At 68.3% G+C, this 16021-nt stretch carries 13 protein-coding genes, 1 tRNA gene, 1 other RNA gene and 1 riboswitch; of the genes, 7 read left to right on the top strand and 8 right to left on the bottom strand.

The window, feature by feature from the left end; genetic code table 11:
* Nucleotides 1-34: 34 nt before the first annotated feature.
* From ABCS02_RS30605 to ABCS02_RS30590, 4 genes are all read right to left on the bottom strand, one after another.
* The gene (locus ABCS02_RS30605) at nt 35-745 is read right to left on the bottom strand and encodes a VTT domain-containing protein (protein ID WP_345839484.1); all 711 of its coding nucleotides are present in this window, start codon (nt 743-745) and stop codon (nt 35-37) included.
* 149 nt (nt 746-894) lie between these two features.
* Nucleotides 895-976, bottom strand: a tRNA-Leu gene (locus tag ABCS02_RS30600).
* A 17-nt stretch (nt 977-993) separates the two neighbouring features.
* Nucleotides 994-2031 carry an LLM class flavin-dependent oxidoreductase gene (locus ABCS02_RS30595; protein WP_345839483.1) on the bottom strand — a complete coding sequence of 346 codons (1038 nt, stop codon included), beginning with the start codon at nt 2029-2031 and terminating at the stop codon, nt 994-996.
* Nucleotides 2032-2087: 56 nt separating this feature from the next.
* Nucleotides 2088-3380, bottom strand: a complete 1293-nt coding sequence (locus ABCS02_RS30590) for an MFS transporter (protein ID WP_345839482.1) — start codon at nt 3378-3380, stop codon at nt 2088-2090.
* A 67-nt stretch (nt 3381-3447) separates the two neighbouring features.
* Here ABCS02_RS30590 and prfB point away from each other — a divergent pair, with 67 nt between their 5' ends.
* The 6 genes from prfB (at nt 3448) to ABCS02_RS30560 (ending at nt 8765) form a co-directional block, all read left to right on the top strand.
* A complete protein-coding gene (gene prfB, locus ABCS02_RS30585) occupies nt 3448-4560 on the top strand; it encodes a peptide chain release factor 2 (RefSeq protein WP_345839481.1) in 1113 nt (370 codons plus the stop codon).
* A 119-nt stretch (nt 4561-4679) separates the two neighbouring features.
* Nucleotides 4680-5732, top strand: a complete 1053-nt coding sequence (gene ftsE, locus ABCS02_RS30580) for a cell division ATP-binding protein FtsE (RefSeq protein WP_345839480.1) — start codon at nt 4680-4682, stop codon at nt 5730-5732.
* On the top strand, nt 5729-6634 hold the full coding sequence (ftsX, locus tag ABCS02_RS30575; RefSeq protein ID WP_345839479.1) for a permease-like cell division protein FtsX: 906 nt from the start codon (nt 5729-5731) through the stop codon (nt 6632-6634). Before ftsE ends, ftsX begins: the two co-directional genes overlap by 4 nt.
* 82 nt (nt 6635-6716) lie before the next feature.
* The gene (gene smpB / locus ABCS02_RS30570; RefSeq protein ID WP_179606746.1) at nt 6717-7193 is read left to right on the top strand and encodes an SsrA-binding protein SmpB; all 477 of its coding nucleotides are present in this window, start codon (nt 6717-6719) and stop codon (nt 7191-7193) included.
* A gap of 47 nt (nt 7194-7240) precedes the next feature.
* Nucleotides 7241-8005, top strand: a complete 765-nt coding sequence (locus tag ABCS02_RS30565; protein WP_345839478.1) for a tyrosine-protein phosphatase — start codon at nt 7241-7243, stop codon at nt 8003-8005.
* Nucleotides 8006-8069: 64 nt separating this feature from the next.
* On the top strand, nt 8070-8765 hold the full coding sequence (locus ABCS02_RS30560; RefSeq protein WP_345839477.1) for a hypothetical protein: 696 nt from the start codon (nt 8070-8072) through the stop codon (nt 8763-8765).
* A gap of 16 nt (nt 8766-8781) precedes the next feature.
* Here ABCS02_RS30560 and ABCS02_RS30555 read toward each other — a convergent pair whose 3' ends face one another.
* Entirely contained in the window at nt 8782-9447 is a 666-nt protein-coding gene (locus ABCS02_RS30555) for an SIMPL domain-containing protein (protein WP_345839476.1), read from the bottom strand.
* A 125-nt stretch (nt 9448-9572) separates the two neighbouring features.
* Between ABCS02_RS30555 and ssrA the strand changes: the two genes are divergently transcribed.
* Nucleotides 9573-9968, top strand: a transfer-messenger RNA (tmRNA) gene (ssrA, locus tag ABCS02_RS30550).
* A gap of 186 nt (nt 9969-10154) precedes the next feature.
* Here the strand turns inward: ssrA and ABCS02_RS30545 are convergent.
* The 3 genes from ABCS02_RS30545 to ABCS02_RS30535 all read right to left on the bottom strand — a co-directional run bounded on the left by ABCS02_RS30545 (nt 10155) and on the right by ABCS02_RS30535 (nt 15290).
* On the bottom strand, nt 10155-11333 hold the full coding sequence (locus ABCS02_RS30545) for a tyrosine-type recombinase/integrase (protein WP_345839475.1): 1179 nt from the start codon (nt 11331-11333) through the stop codon (nt 10155-10157).
* 1072 nt (nt 11334-12405) lie between these two features.
* Nucleotides 12406-13758, bottom strand: a complete 1353-nt coding sequence (locus ABCS02_RS30540) for a nitrate/sulfonate/bicarbonate ABC transporter ATP-binding protein (RefSeq protein ID WP_345839474.1) — start codon at nt 13756-13758, stop codon at nt 12406-12408.
* A 14-nt stretch (nt 13759-13772) separates the two neighbouring features.
* The gene (locus ABCS02_RS30535) at nt 13773-15290 is read right to left on the bottom strand and encodes an ABC transporter permease subunit (protein WP_345839544.1); all 1518 of its coding nucleotides are present in this window, start codon (nt 15288-15290) and stop codon (nt 13773-13775) included.
* A 464-nt stretch (nt 15291-15754) separates the two neighbouring features.
* A riboswitch (M-box (ykoK) riboswitch) is annotated at nt 15755-15935 on the bottom strand.
* Between the last annotated feature and the right edge of the window lie 86 nt (nt 15936-16021).

Genomic DNA, 16021 nt, shown 5'->3' with positions numbered 1-16021 from the left:
CGCGGTTTTAGGGGCGTTTACGTGCCCCTCGGCGTCAGGCGTCAGGCGTGGGGCGCGGCTCGGTGACGTCGGCCTCGGCCTCCGCCTCCAGGCGCTTCTTCTTCGCCTTGTGCAGCGACTGGAAGTAGTGGAACAGCGTCGGGATGAGCGTGATCACCACCGCGCCGATGAGGATCAGGTCGATGTAGTGCGTGACGAAGTTCGCGATCGGCGGGATGTAGCCGATGAGGAAGCCGAAGAGGGTGAGCCCCGCGCCCCAGAGCAGTGCGCCGATCGCGTTGTAGAGGGAGTACTTCTTGTAGTTCATGTGCCCGACGCCCGCGGCGACCGGCGCGAAGGTGCGCACGATCGGGACGAACCGCGCCAGGATGACCGCGAGCGCGCCGAACCGGTCGAAGAACGCGTTGGTGCGGCGCACGTTCTCCATGCTGAACAGGCCGGTCTCCTTGCGTTCGAACACGCGCGGACCGGCCTTGTGCCCGATCAGGTAGCCGACCTCGCCGCCGAGGAACGCCGCGAACGAGATGGCCAGGCACACCCACCAGATGTCGACGCCGAAGACGCGCGAGGTGTGGGTGAGCAGGCCGGAGATCACCAGCAGGGTGTCGCCGGGCAGCAGGAAGCCGACCAGGAGGCCCGTCTCGGCGAACACGATGCCGCACACCACGAGCAGCGCCCACGGGCCGGCCGCGGCGATGATCGTGTTGGGGTCGAGCCAGGGGATGAGGCCGGCGTGATGGATCACGTGTCTCCAGGGTTTCGGGTGGCGGATTCAGCCCCGAGTTTAGTGGGCGCAACCTGCGCGAACCGTGCGAATCAGGGCACTCCCGCCGAACATCACCCTGTGGACCCACTGAATGCGGCCGGTGTTCATCCCGTGGATGGACGATGAGGTGCGGGAGAAGGGACTCGAACCCTCACGCCGTGAAGCACAGGAACCTAAATCCTGCGTGTCTGCCAGTTTCACCACTCCCGCGGTCGCGCTGCGCGCGGCTACGACAATAGCTCATCCACGCGCGGCGCGACCTCGCGGCCGAGCAGGTCGATGGCCCGCAGGAGGTGGTCGTGGCCGAGGGTGCCGTTGCTGAGCTTGACGTCGAACCGGGTGAGGCCGAGGCCGCGCGCGGCGTAGGCGATCTTCTGCGCGACCGTCTCCGGCGAGCCGACGACGAGGGCGCCGTCCTCCGCCGCCTCGTGCTCGAAGCGCGCGCGGGTCGCCGGCGGCCAGCCGCGCTCACGGCCGATCCGGTTCGTCATCGCCTCCCAGTGCGGCCAGAGCAGGTCCTTGGCCTCCTGGTCGGTCTCGGCGACGAAGCCGGGGGAGTGCACGCCGATCGGGAGGTCGGTGTCCTGGCCGAACTGCTCCAGCGCGTTGCGGTAGAGCTGGGTCAGCGGCTGGAAGCGCATCGGGCCGCCGCCGATGATCGCGACCATGAGCGGGAGGCCGTAGCGCGCGGCGCGGACCACGGACTCCGGGCTGCCTCCGACGCCGATCCAGGTCTTCAGGAGGCCGTGCTCGACCGGGGGATAGACGGACTGCTCGGTGAGCGGCGGTCGCAGTGTGCCGTTCCAGGTCACCGGCTCCTGCTGCCGGACGGCGGCGAACAGGTCGAGCTTCTCGTCGAAGAGCTCCTCGTACTGGCCGAGGTCGAAGCCGAACAGGGGGAACGACTCGATGAACGAGCCGCGGCCGAGGATGACCTCCGCTCGGCCGTTCGAGACGCCGTCGAGGGTCGCGAAGCGCTGGAACACCCGGACCGGGTCGTCCGAGCTGAGCACGGTGACCGCCGAGCCGAGGTGGATGCGCTCGGTCTGGCCCGCGATCGCCGCGAGCACCACTTCGGGCGCGGCGACGGAGAAGTCCTTGCGGTGGTGCTCGCCGATCCCGATGAAGTCGAGCCCGGCCTGGTCGGCCGCCACGCCCTCCGCGACCACGTTGCGCAGCACCTGGGCGTGCGGCACCGGATTCCCGTCGCCGTCCAGCGTGATGTCGCCGAACGTGTCGATCCCGATCTCCAGCCGTGCGGCCATGTCCGTCCTCCTGCTCGATGCGTATGCATACGAATCGAACGGTACGGGACCCGGCGCTATTCCGGCAGCCCCTCCGCGGGCCCGTCCGCGACCCGGGGCCGGCGCGGGATGTAGCGCGGGATGAACCGGGCGAGCAGCCCGGCGCCGACGAGGCCGAGCACGCCCATCACCCCGCTCGCGAACGCGATCGAGACCAGCGCGGTCAGCAGCGAGACCACGAGCGGCGCCACCGCCTGGCCCGCGTCGCCGGTGAACCGCCACGCGCCGAGGAACGCCGCGGGGCTCTCCTTCGGCGCCAGGTCGGCCCCGAGCGTCATGATGATCCCGGAGCCGATGCCGTTCGCGAACGCGAGGAACAGCGAGACGCCGATGTACCAGACCACCGCGCCGGGCAGGTCGTGGCTGACCGACAGCGCGAGGAAGCCGATCCCGAGGCCCAGCATGGAGGGCACGACGCTCCACATCCGGCCGAACCGGTCCATGAGCTGGCCGCTGGCGTAGAACAGGGCGAAGTCGACGGCGCCGGCGATGCCGATGATGAGGGCGGTGTTCGCCTCGCTCAGCCCGATCGAGACGGCCCAGAGCGGCATCAGCACGGTCCGCGCCGACCGGACGGCCGCGACGAGGGAGATGCCGGAGCCCATCCTGGCGAGCACGCCGCGGAACGCCCAGATCGTCGCGAAGAGCCCGCGTGTGCGCTCGTCCGCGTCCTCCTCGCCCTCGGTCAGCGGCTCGCCGCCGTGGCCGGGAGTGGTCGGCGCCGGGCCGAACATCCGCTCGGGGTCGGGGAGCACCAGCAGGACCACGACGGAGCCCAGGCAGCTCACGATGAAGATCCAGAACACCGACTGCGTCGATCCTGTCGCCGCGATCACGACGGAGGCGACGAGCGGGCCGATGAACCAGCCCGCGCGGAAGATGCCGCCGAGCGTGGACAGGGCGCGCGCCCGGTAGCGGACGGGGACGTACGTCGTCATGAATGCGTGCCGGGCCAGGGCGAAGACCGCCGTCGCGAGCCCGACCACGAAGATGCCGGCCATGAGCACCCAGTAGTTCGGGGAGAGCAGACAGACCACCACACCCGCCACCGCGACGGCGGCGGCGCCGATCATGGCGGTGCGCTCGCCGATCCGGGAGACCACCCAGCCGCTCGGGATGTCGCCCGCCAGCTCGCCGAGCATGAGCATCGACGCGATGAAGCCCGCCATCGCCAGGGTCGCGCCGAGGTTGCCCGCGGCGATCGGGATGATCGGGATGATCGCGCCCTCGCCGATCGAGAAGAGCAGCGTCGGCAGGAAGGCGGCGAGTGCGACGGAGCGGAAGGAGAAGGGGCGCTCGTCGGAAGTCATTTGCTTAACACAGTACAACTGCTCGGTGGGCGTCCGCCCGGTCTCCGCCGGTAGGCTGGAGGACGCCATGATCGAACTAGACCTCTCCCCGCAGATCGCGGAGCTCCGCTCGACCCTCGCCGACATCGTCGCCGTCGTGAACGTCGAGAAGCTCCGCGCCGACATCGCCGACCTCAGCGAGAAGGCCGGGGCGCCCGACCTCTGGGACGACACGGCGAACGCGCAGAAGGTCACCAGCGCGCTCAGCCACCGCCAGGCCGAGCTCGGCCGCATCACTTCGGTGGAGAGCCGCCTCGACGACCTCGAAGTGCTGATCGAGCTCGCCAACGAGGGCGACGACGAGGAGTCCGCCGCCGAGGCCAGGGCCGAGCTGGAGTCCCTCCAGAAGACGCTGGGCGACCTCGAGGTGCAGACCCTGCTGAGCGGCGAGTACGACGAGCGCTCGGCGATCGTCACCATCCGCTCGGGCGCGGGCGGCGACGACGCCACCGACTTCGCCGAGATGCTCATGCGCATGTACCTGCGCTGGGCGGAGCAGCACAAGTACCCGGTGAAGGTCATGGACACCTCCTACGCGGAGGGCGCGGGCATCAAGTCGGCGACCTTCGAGGTCGAAGCCCCGTACGCGTTCGGCACGCTCTCGGTGGAGGCCGGCACGCACCGGCTCGCCCGGATCAGCCCGTTCGGGTCGGCGGACAAGCGCCAGACCTCCTTCGCGGCGGTGGAGGTCATCCCGCTGATGGAGGAGGCCACGGCGGTCGAAGTCCCGGAGGGCGACATCCGCGTCGACGTGTTCCGCTCGTCGGGCCCCGGCGGCCAGTCGGTCAACACGACCGACTCCGCGGTGCGCATCACGCACCTCCCGACCGGCATCGTCGTCTCCATGCAGAACGAGAAGTCGCAGATCCAGAACCGCGCCGCCGCGATGCGCGTCCTCCAGACCCGCCTGCTCCTGCTCCAGAAGGAGGAGGAGGCCGCCAAGAAGAAGGAGCTCGCCGGCACCATCACCGCGAGCTGGGGCGACCAGATGCGCTCCTACTTCCTCTACGGCCAGCAGCTCGTCAAGGATCTGCGCACGGGTTACGAGTCCGGCAACCCCGCGTCGGTGTTCGACGGCGACCTGGACGGCTTCATCGCCGCGGGCATCCGCTGGCGCGCGGGCTCGAAGGACGAGGACTAGCCGGGTCACAGGGCTCCCGTCGCCTGCGCTCAGCGCGTGTGCCGGGGACTGTCAGGCTTGCGGCCCGCTGGCATGTCGCTACTGTGGAACGCGGAAGTGTTGCTTAGTCTCTAACAGTCATGATCCGGTTCGAACACGTATCCAAGCAGTATCCGGGAACCGCACGCCCGGCACTCAACGGCATCAACCTGGAAGTGCTGCGCGGCGAGTTCGTCTTCCTGGTCGGCGCGTCCGGCTCGGGCAAATCGAGCTGCCTGCGGCTGATCCTCAAGGAGGAGCGGCCCACCAAGGGCGGCATCCACGTCCTGGGGCAGGACCTCGGCACGATCTCGTCGCGCAAGGTCCCGTACTTCCGCCGCAACATCGGCGTGGTCTTCCAGGACTTCCGGCTCCTGCCGAACAAGACGGTCTTCCAGAACGTCGCGTTCACACTCCAGGTGATCGGCAAGTCGCGCGGCTTCATCCAGGAGGCCGTGCCCGACGTGCTCGCCATGGTCGGCCTCGACGGCAAGGCGCAGCGCCTGCCGCACGAGCTCTCCGGCGGTGAGCAGCAGCGCGTCGCGATCGCCAGGGCCGTCGTCAATAAGCCGCAGATCCTCCTCGCCGACGAGCCGACCGGAAACCTCGACCCGGCCACCAGCGCCGGGATCATGTCCGTGCTCGCGCAGATCAACGCCGGCGGCACCACGGTGCTGATGGCCACGCACGAGGCGGCGATCGTCGACCAGATGAAGCAGCGCGTGATCGAGCTTGTCGGCGGCCAGATCGTCCGCGACGAGCGCCACGGCGGCTACGGCGTGACCTCCGCCATCCCGCTGCCGCGGCCGACTGCGGACGGGCTCGCGGCGCCGTCCGCGCCGATCCCAACCGTGCCGGTGTCCGCCGCTGCGGCCGCGCCCGCTCCGTCGGAGCCGATGACCCGTCCGCACACGCCGGTCGCGAACCCCACCGGGCCGGTCCCGGTCTACCCGCCGGCGCCGCCCGCTCCCGTGCAGCAAACGCCGGAGCAGGCCCCGGCCGTGCCCACACCGGTCCCCGTCCCGGTCGCTGTGCCCGCCTCCGCGGGCGAGGACCTCCCGGATCACCTGAACTTCACCGCCAACCTCGACCTGAGCGGGCTGCGCGACGCGTCCGACCGCGACGGCGAACAGAATGTGGGTCCCACGAAATGAGATTCGGGCTCATCTGGTCCGAGGTCGGCAACGGCCTGCGCCGCAACCTCTCGATGGTCGTCTCCGTCGTGCTGGTCACCTTCATCTCGCTGACCTTCGTCGGCACGGCCGCCCTGCTCCAGCTGCAGATCGCGCAGATGAAGACGTACTGGTACGACCGCGCCCAGGTCGCCGTCTACATGTGCACCGAGACCGACAACTGCCCGGGCGGAGCCGCGACCCCGCAGACGGTGGAGGCCGTCAAGAAGCAGCTGCAGTCCCCGGAGATCGCGCCCTACATCCAGAAGTTCTACTTCCAGGACCAGAAGCAGGGCTACGAGCAGTTCAAGCAGCAGTTCAAGGGCAACCAGATCGCCGACTACGTCACGCCGGACATGATCCCGCAGACGTTCTGGGTGAACCTCAAGGACCCGAACCGCTCCGACGTGCTGACCGAGACGCTGTCCAGCTCGCCCGGCGTGCAGAGCGTCGTGGACCAGCGCAGCTACCTCGACCAGATCTTCAACATCCTCAACGCCGCGAGCCTGACCGCGATCGGCATCGCGATCCTCATGCTGGTGGCCGCGGTGCTGCTGATCGCGACCACGATCCGGTTGTCCGCGTTCTCCCGGCGGAGGGAGATCGGGATCATGCGGCTGGTCGGCGCCTCCAACCGCTTCATCCAGACCCCGTTCATCATCGAGGGCGTGATCGCCGCGCTGATCGGGTCGATCCTGAGCTGCGTCGTGATCTGGCTGATGGTGCAGTACTTCGTGCGCGGCTTCCTCGGCCCGAAGATCCCGTCGATCAACTTCGTCGGGATGGACCAGGGCTGGCTGGTGATCCCGCTGCTGATCGTCGTCGGCGTGGTGCTGGCGGCGGCCTCCGCGAACTTCGCGATCAAACGGTACCTGCGGGTTTGATCGTTCGGAGGGTCTGACCCGATAGACTGGTCTGCTGCCCGGCGATGTGCCGGGCAGCACCATCTTGACGTCAGGAGACGCTGTGCCCAGGGAACGTGGCCAGAAGGTCGTGGCCACCAATCGCCGAGCGCGCCACGACTACACCATCGAGGACACCTACGAGGCGGGCCTCGTGCTCACCGGCACCGAGGTGAAGTCGCTGCGCGAGGGGCGGGCGTCCCTGGTCGACGGCTACGCGTTCGTGGACGGCGGGGAGGCCTGGCTCGACGCCGTGCACATCCCCGAGTACCTGGACGGCACCTGGAACAACCACGCTCCGCGGCGCAAGCGCAAGCTCCTGCTGCACAAGGCGCAGATCGTCAAGATCGAGAACAAGGTCAAGCAGGGCGGCTACACGATCGTCCCGCTGCAGATCTACTTCAGCGACGGGCGCGCGAAGGTCGAGATCGCGGTCGCCAAGGGCAAGCGCGAGTACGACAAGCGCCAGGCCCTCCGCGAGCGCCAGGACAACCGCGAAGCCGAACGGGCGATGTCCAGCAGGCGTCATCTCGGCGAGTGACAGGCGTCGCGGGGCGCCGTGTCGGCGCGCGGTGGCAGGATGAGGGCATGAGCACGAACGACGAGGTGAGGGCGGGCGTCGTCGCCGCGCGCATCCCGGTGAACGGCACCTACAACTTCCGCGACGCGGGAGGGTATCCCGTCCCGGAGGGCGTGGTGCGCCGCGGCAAGCTGTTCCGCTCGGACGGGCTGGCGCGGCTCGGCGACGAGGGGCGCCAGGCGCTGCGCGACCTCGCCGTTCGCGTCGTGATCGACCTGCGCGACGACTTCGAGGTGTCCGTGCTGCCGGACGACGTGGCCGGCCTCGGCCTCCAGCGCCTCCACCTCCCCGTGTTCGAAGGCTCCGGCGCGTCCCAGTCCACGATCGGCATCACGCTCGTCGGGCTCTACGAGAAGATCCTGCTGCAGCACGGCGACGTCGTCGTGACCGCACTGCGGGAGATCGCGGACACCGGCGAGGAGGCCGTCGTCGTGCACTGCACGGCCGGCAAGGACCGCACCGGCATCGTGGTGGCGCTCGCGCTGCTCGCCGTCGGCGTCGACCGCGACCTGGTCGTGGCCGACTACGCCGCGACGCAGGCCAACCTCCGGGGCCCCTGGCTGGACGCGATGATCGACCTGGTGCGCAGCCACGGGGTGGAGGTCACTCCGGACCTCCGCATCATCCTCGGCGGCAGCCCGCCCGAGGCGCTGGAGGAGGCGCTCGACCTGGTCGAGCGCCGGTTCGGGAGCGTGCGCGCGTACCTGCTCGCCACCGGCCTGGACGAGTTCGAACTGGCGAAGCTGCGCTCCGTGCTGGTGGAACCCGCGTGAGTTCACATCGAAGCCATAACCGGCGTTCAGCGGTATCGCGGCTCGATCAGGTGTCCTTGTGAGTATGGACGAGAACCAGCCCACCGAGCCGCTGTATCCGCAGCAGCCGGGCACGCCGCAGGGCGTGCCGCCGCAGCAGGGCGTCCCGCCGCAGCAGGCCGGGAACGCGTACGGACAGGCGCCGCAGTACGGCGCGGCCCCGCGACCGGTGGGGGAGCCGTTCTACAAGCGCCACGGGCTGGCGTTCGCCATCTCGACGCTGGTGCTCGGCGTCATCGTGCTGTTCGGCATCGCCGGCGCCGGCGCCTTCGCGGTGGGCTCCGTCGTGTTCCACGCGGGCTCGTCCGTGTCGCGGCTGCTGCACGACGGCAACCACGGCCCGGTGCCGATGAAGCCGGGCGCTCCCGGTTTCCCCGGCCAGAACGGCAAGGGCAACGGCAACGGCTCCGGCCAGGGCGGTCGCCAGGACGAGGGACCGATCGCCAAGGGCGTCGTCAGCGGGACAGTGACTAAGATCTCCGGCTCGTCCTGGACCATCACGACGCAGCGCGGCGCGACCCTGACCGTCGAGACCTCCTCGTCCACCGCGTACGGCGCGCCCGGCCAGACCCGGACGGCCTCTGATTTCGCCGTCGGCGACGAGGTGATCGTCGTCGGCACCCGGTCGGGCACCACCGTGACGGCGGTCCGCATCCTCAACGTCGCCGACCTCCCGCTGCGGCCGGGGAAGCCGACGCCGTCGCCGACGCCGAGCAGCTGAGCCGACGGATCGAGGCTCAGGAGGCCGCGAACCGCGCGTGCACCTGCACCGCGACGGTGATGTCCTCCGGCTTGAGCGCGAGCGTCGCGCCGCCGAAGTCCGCTGACATCGCGCGCGCGAGGAGCGGTTGCGGCTGACCGTTCGCCGGCCCGTCGCAGAGCATCCCCGGGTCGCTGAGCGCGAGCGGCTTCACGGACGTGAGGCCGAGGCTGGTCGCGTAGACCGTCGCCTTGGCCACCGCGTTCTCCACCGCCCGGCGCCGCGCCTCCTGCGTGATCGACTGGCGCCGCGCCTCCGTCAGGCTCCAGGTGACGCCCTGGATCGTGACGCCGTCGAGGAGCGAGACGACGCCCACCCAGTCGGAGAGCGCGGTCAGATCGCTGAAGGTGACGTCCATCCCGACCTCCGCGTGGTAGACCGGCGCGAGCCTGCGGCCGTCCTGGTTCCACGGCCGGTCTCCCCAGACGCGGAGCTGGTCGGAGGCCCACGCGGTCACCGGCCCGGCCTGCGGTTTGTGCAGCTCGCGCAGCTCGGAGGCGAGGGAGGCGTGCCGCTGGGTGGCGAGGGCGAGAGTCTCGCCGCGGTCCTCGCCCTCGTAGGCGACGCTCAGCCGCACCGCTCCCCGCTCGGCCGGATGCGTCAGCTCGTACTCGCCCTGGACGGTGATGATGGTGTCGGCCATCCACCGATCGTGGCATAGATGTGGGAGCGGTGTTGTTGTAGGATGAGAAGCTCGCCGCCAGGAGCGGCGTGAATCTGGACAACTCAACAGCGCGCGATGACGACCCGGCCTCACGGCCGTCGCACGGGGATGATCGGTTTCGACATTGTCTGCGAGAGTGTGAGAAGCGGGTCGAGGATGCATGGTTATCTCGTAAACGATCCATGCGAAAAAATAAGTGCCAATAACAAGAGCACTGTCTCGGCCAAGGCCGACTTCGCCCTCGCGGCGTAAGTTCCCCTTCGCCATTTGAAGAGACCGTCAGACCGGGAACTGTCTTCTACCCGGATCCTGGCGTCAGCTAGAAGACTTGCTTCTGCGTTGAGCATCAGGGCGCAGAGGGACTCCAACTGATACTGAGCCCGTCGGAGCAGGTGCCAGCGACAAGTTCCGGGGCTGAGAAAGCGACTTCACTGGCTACACCCGTAGAAGGCACATGACCACAGCAGTGGACGGGGGTTCGATTCCCCCCATCTCCACCGATCGGTCGTCATCGCGCGTTGTTTGAGATCCGCGTAATCACGCGGAATTCGGGGCCTTTTCCGCTTGCGGGGAAGGCCCCGATTTTGTCGCGTGCCCACACTTTGCCCACACTTTTGTGGGCGATGGGTGATCTCATTGCACTCAACGGAGCCCATTGTGATGACTGAGGGGTTGTGGCCGCAGACTCAGTTGAGCGCCCACACGTCGGCGAGGTTGGCTCGGCGTGCACCTTCGTCGAGGCGCTCAGCCACCTCGTCGAGGTCGTCTTCAAACAGGTCCGCGTATGTGTCGAGCGTCATCGCGGCCGACTTGTGGCCGAGCATCCGCTGTACCGCCTTCACGTTCGCTCCGGAGCTGACTGCGAGGCTGGCTGCAGTGTGCCGGAGGTCGTGCGGGGTGAGCCGTTCGATATCAGACGCGATGAGAGCGTCGAGGAACCATGACGACGTACCTGCGCTGGTCTTGGGCCTGCGTAGGAATTGTCCGAACCGATCGGCGAAGACGAGGTCGTCCGGCGCCTTGCCCTCGCAGAGTTGGGCGAGCGGTTCGGAAAGGACGGCGGGGAATGGCACGGCACGCTTCTCCCACGACTTTGGTGCGCCGACGAGGATCTTGCCGTCGACTTCGGTGGCTGTTCGGCTGATCTGCAGACGGCGGCGCAGCATGTTCAGGTCGCGAACTTGTAGCCCGACGGCTTCTCCCCATCGCAGCCCACAGTAGGCGAGCAGGACGATCATTGTCCGTTGCGTCGGGGTGGAGGCGGCGGAGGCGAAACGGGCGACCTCAGCGTGGCTGAGATAGCGACGTGGCTTGTTCGACACCTTGCGGGGCGCGCCCTCGGTACGCCGGGCAACGTTCTTGGGTACTCGCCCGTCTTTGAGGGCCATGTCGAGGACGCCGGCGAGGACTCCGAGGGCGCGGAGGACTACCGTCGCTGATCGCGCTCGGGCCTGTGCGGCCGGGACAGTCTTTCCGTCGCTCTTGTGAGTAATGGCCGTTCCTTGGCCGAGCTGACGGATCCACTGCTCGACGGCGCTGGCGCGGATCGCTCCGACTGGCGTCGATGCCCATCTCGGGCCAACATAGACGCGCCAGGAGACCGCGATCGAGTGATAGCTCGAGGGTTTCATCGATTGCTGCTTATTGGCCAGCCACTCGCCAGCTAGTTCGCCGACCGTGACGCGCGCCGCAGACGCGGACACGAACGCCCCGGTTGCTTTCGAGACTTCTATGTTGGCGAGGTAGAGCTCGGCGTCGCGCTTGGTGGTGAACCCGCGCTTGTCCGTCTGAACGTGCTCCGGTGTCCGGTACCGGACACGCCAGCGCCGCCCGGATGCTGTGTCGTACGGAGTGATGCTTCCCATCGCGATCTCCTTTGAACTGCTCGCGGCGCTTCGCGCTGGAAGTGCCCTCGCTTACACGTTGTGTACTTCGGTCGAAATCGGCGCGCATTTCGAGTCTTGGGCTTACGGACGGTCGAAACCCACATGGCGCATTTCCTTTGGCGGCCCCGCTCCCTGATGTTGGCGTGTTGGGAGACCGTGTCAAGGGCGCTGCGCGTCGCTTCGCGATGCAGCGGAGCTGCACCCTTGACTCGGCCTCCCAACGCGCGAGACTGTCCGCTGCGGGGCCGCCGGAGACGTGGGCGGAGTGTGAGGTTCTCGCGTTAGGCATTTGGTGTTCGCCTGCTGAGTGCTTGACGACTCAATCCCGTCAGGGCGGCGAGTGAGTTCCAGCTTTCGCCGGCATTGCGTAAACGCGCAATCAACTCGTCGCGCTCGGAGCGAGCGGAGTGTTGTTCACGCCGCAGGCGTTCTACCGTCGCCGAGACGTCACGTAGCTGTCGGAGGGCCTGAGCACGTCCGCCCCACCTGGTTTCCAGCTCTGCGAGAGCGTTGGCAGTTCGTGCTCTCTGAGCGATGCGCTGCCTCTCGGATGAGTGTTTGACGGAGGCGGCATCGTGCTCCAGTCGCTGACGCGCGTACGAATCGGCGCGTCCCTGCGCCCGCTTTGATTTCCCCCGATTTGCCATGCACCTTGGTTTACACGCGACCCCTGTCATTCCGGTCGCTGAGAAGCGCTCCACTTAAAGTGCCTACGTGCATTCGCTCTTGCTTTCGCCTGTACTCGCCTTGCGTCGCTACTACCTCTAGCTTGGGGTCCTTTGCTATTTGCCTATCGCTTTGGTCTCCTGGGTATAGAACTTGTTGCTTGATCTACTGTCTTTGTTCAGCCCGTTCCGCCCGGCCCCACCCCATCACTCGCAGCTGCCAGGACGCCAATCGTGGTCGCTGGCGGCGATCGATTGCACTGGCTGGTTAGTCCCCGCGGAATCTCCCTGAGAAAGAAACGGTGGCGGCGAATGGTGGGTTCTCGCCTCGAGCGCGGAATTGTGCGCCGGGCTCCGGGGGCGGCGCTGAGCCTCTCAGTCGAAGGTCATCTGATGGCGTCCTCACCGCTCCGCTGCTGTTCGGCGTCCGGGTGGGTTGGCAGTAGGAGTCGGCTGCTGTCAGCGTCGTACTCGAAGAGTTCTCCGTAGCGCCCCCAGTCGATGGCGGTGTCCAGTTGACGCTGGGCGTCATCGGTTCCGTAGAAGGCGCGCAGCTCGGCGAGGATGTCGTCAGTGCCGATCGCTCCGGTTCCCGTGTGACGAAGGTCGCGGACGATGCGCCGGACCAGGGGTGCGGCTTCCATCGCGAGGGTGGCGAACTGCTCTTTGGCGCGGAGGAGGTCCGCGGCGGCGTAGCGACGGCCCTGTTCGGTGATGCGCAGCTCGGTGCCCTGGGGCCGGGCAAGCTTCAGAAGTTGGGCAGCGTCTACCACCGGCAGGAGGTCGTCCAGCTCGTACCGGAGCTCGTCGGCGATCTCGGCCAGGCCCTCCTGCCCGCCCCGCTCGGCGAGCAGCTCGACGAGACCGCCGAGCTCACCGGTGCTGACGGCGGGCAGCGGGATGTCGATCCCGTCCGGGAGGATCGCCGGCCGTGCGACGTCCCCGACGCCGGACGAGCGGGGCTCGGCCTGCTGGCCGGTGAGGATGCCGTACACCTCGTCCACGAGCGCTTCGAATTCCGGGCTGCGGCGGTCGCGCGGCTGCGGGAGGTCGACGGTCAGCTCGGCCTTGATGCGGCCGGGGTTGGAGTCGAGTACCACGACGCGGTCGGCGAGCTGGATGGCCTCTTCGATGTTGTGCGTGACGATCAGTGCCGTGCGGGTGGGGAGGGTGCCGTCGCCCCACATCCGCACGAGTTCGCCGCGCAGGTTCTCGCTGGTGAGCACGTCGAGTGCGGAGAACGGTTCGTCCATCAGCAGCACGTCGGGCTCCACGACGAGCGCGCGGGCGAATCCGACGCGCTGCCGCATCCCGCCGGAGAGTTCCTTGGGGTAGGCGGACTCGAAGCCGTCCAGGCCGATCTGGTCGATCGCGCGGAGGGCGCGCTCGCGTCGCTCCTCCGGGCGCATGCCCTTGGCCTCCAGCCCGAGCTCGACGTTCTCGAGCACGGTCAGCCACGGCAGCAGCGCGAACGATTGGAAGACCAGCGCGGTGCCCGGGTTGGCGCCGTTGAGCACGCCGCCTTTGAACGACACGGTTCCGGTGGTCGGGGCGATCAGCCCGGCGATGCAGCGCAGCAGTGTGCTCTTGCCGGAGCCGGAGCGGCCGAGGAGGGCGACGATCTCGCCCTGGTGGATGGTGAGCGTGACGCCGGAGAGCACGGTCTTCTCGCCGCCGTCGGTGGCGAACGACTTGGTGACGTCGCGGACGTCGATGAGCGCGGTGTTCGTGGTGATCATGATGAAAGCCCTCCTCACAGGCTGAAGCGCTTCTCGGCGACCGCGTACAGGCGGCGCCAGAATAGACGGTTGAGTCCGACAACGAACACGGACATGACGATGACGCCGACGAGCACGCGGGCCATGTCGCCGGACTGGGTGGCGTCGGCGATGTACGCGCCGAGGCCGGTCGCGGTGTAGGTGTGGTGGTTGTAGGTGACGACCTCGGCGACGATGGACGCGTTCCACGCGCCGCCCGCCGCGGTGATGCCGCCGGTGACGTAGGCCGGGAAGATCGCCGGGAGGATCAGCCTCTGCCAGCGCTGCACGCGGCCCACGCCGAAGCTGTCCATCGCCTGCCGCAGGTCGGTCGGGATGGCGCTCGCGCCGGCGATGACGTTGAACAGGATGTACCACTGCGAGCCGAGCGCCATCAGCAGGATGCCGCCGTAGTCGAGCGGGATGCTCGTCGCGACGAAGAACGCGATCGCGAACGGGAACAGGAAGTTCGCCGGGAAGCTCGCCAGCAGCTGCACGATCGGCTGGGCCAGCCGGCTGATCCGCGGGTTCATTCCGATCCACACGCCCACCGGCACCCAGACGATGGTCGCGAACAGCAGGATGACGACGACGCGCGCCATCGTCACCGCGCCGAGCCCGAACGCCTCCAGGAACGCGCCCATCCCCAGCGAGTGCTGGATGAAGAGGTAGGAGGCGATGGCGCCGACCACGATCGCGGCGACGACGAGCACGGTCACGACCACGTCCAGCGTGCGCTTGCGCACCTCCGGCACCCGCAGCGGATGCTCGGCCAACCCGAACGGCCGGGTCGCCCTGTCAAGACCGCGCCCGATCGGGGCGAACCCGCGCTCCACGACGCGCGGCAGCCACGACCGGCTGATCACATCGAGGACGACGCTGCGCGGCCGGTCGGTGGGTGCGGTGTCCTCCTGGCGGAACCGCTCCGCCCAGGCGACCAGCGGCCGCCAGAACAGGAAGTTCACACCCAGCACCATGATCGCCATCGTCACGATCGCCCAGCCGACCCGGTCGAGCTGGCCGGCCTCCACCGCCGAGGCGACGTAGGCGCCGACGCCGGGCAGCGCGAAGCTGTGGTTGTTGACGGTGATGGCCTCGGAGGCCGCCAGGAAGAACCAGGCGCCGCCGAAGCTCATCATCCCGTTCCAGACCAGGGGGATCATGCCGGAGGGCACGTCGAGCTTCCAGAACCGCTGCCACTTCGTCAGCCGCATCAGCCGGACGGCCTCGTCGAGGTCGCGCGGCTGGCTGGTCAGCGACGCGTAGAACGCGAAGGTCATGTTCCACACCTGCGAGGTGAAGATCGCGAACACCGCGGCGGACTCCAGCCCGAGGGTGGAGCCGGGGAAGAGCGCGATGAACCCGGTCACGGTCACCGACAGGAAGCCGAGGATCGGGACGGACTGCAGGATGTCGAGCGCCGGCAGGATCACCTTCTCAGCGCGCGGCAGCCGAGCGGCGGCCGTGGCGACGACGAAGGTGAACACCAGCGACGCTGTGAGCGCCGCGAACATCCGCAGCAGGGAGCGCAGCGCGTAGTACGGCAGCAAAGCGGGATCGGTGTCGATGGACGACGGCACCTCGGCCAGCCGCACCGGCGCGGAGGCACCGGCGGTCGCCTGGATGATCAGGTAGAAGAGGACGACGATCGCGACGGCGACCAGGACATCGATCCAGCGGAAGCGGACACGGCGGAGCGTGCCGGCGCCCGGGACAGTGCGGAGAAGGGGCATGACAAGACCTCCCTGGGCCGCGACCGGCGAGGGCCGGAGGCGGCAGAGGACGACAGGGGACGTGATGAGGGCGTCACCGTGCCGCGCGCAGGTCAGGGGCGGCTGGACGCGAAACGCGGAGGGGCCGCCGTCGCCGGGGCGCAGCAGGGACGGGACGGACTATGGTCATCGCTCACGGCGGGTCACCTCCTCGCATTCCGGGGCAGGCGTGCGCCAGGCGTCACCCGCGGCGGCAGCGGCCGCGGACGAGACTCCCACGTAAGAGCTTCGGCACTGCACGACGTATCCCTGATCCGGTGGGATCGGGGGAAGCCACTTGGGATCACCCCTTAAGCCGGGGAGACCTGTCCTGATCTTGGGCGTCTCTCGACGTCGTCAGATCAGTGGCCTGTGTTCGCGCAGAAGCCTCACCTAACGAAGTTCTGCCTTCAAGAAGGTAGCAGATCGCGGGCGCGGATTCTTGATTCCTAACGGATCGCTCACGGCTCATGCGGCCACGGCGTGCCCACACT

It is taken from the genome of Microbacterium sp. X-17 (assembly GCF_039615055.1).
This window is presented reverse-complemented; position numbering and strand designations above follow the sequence as displayed.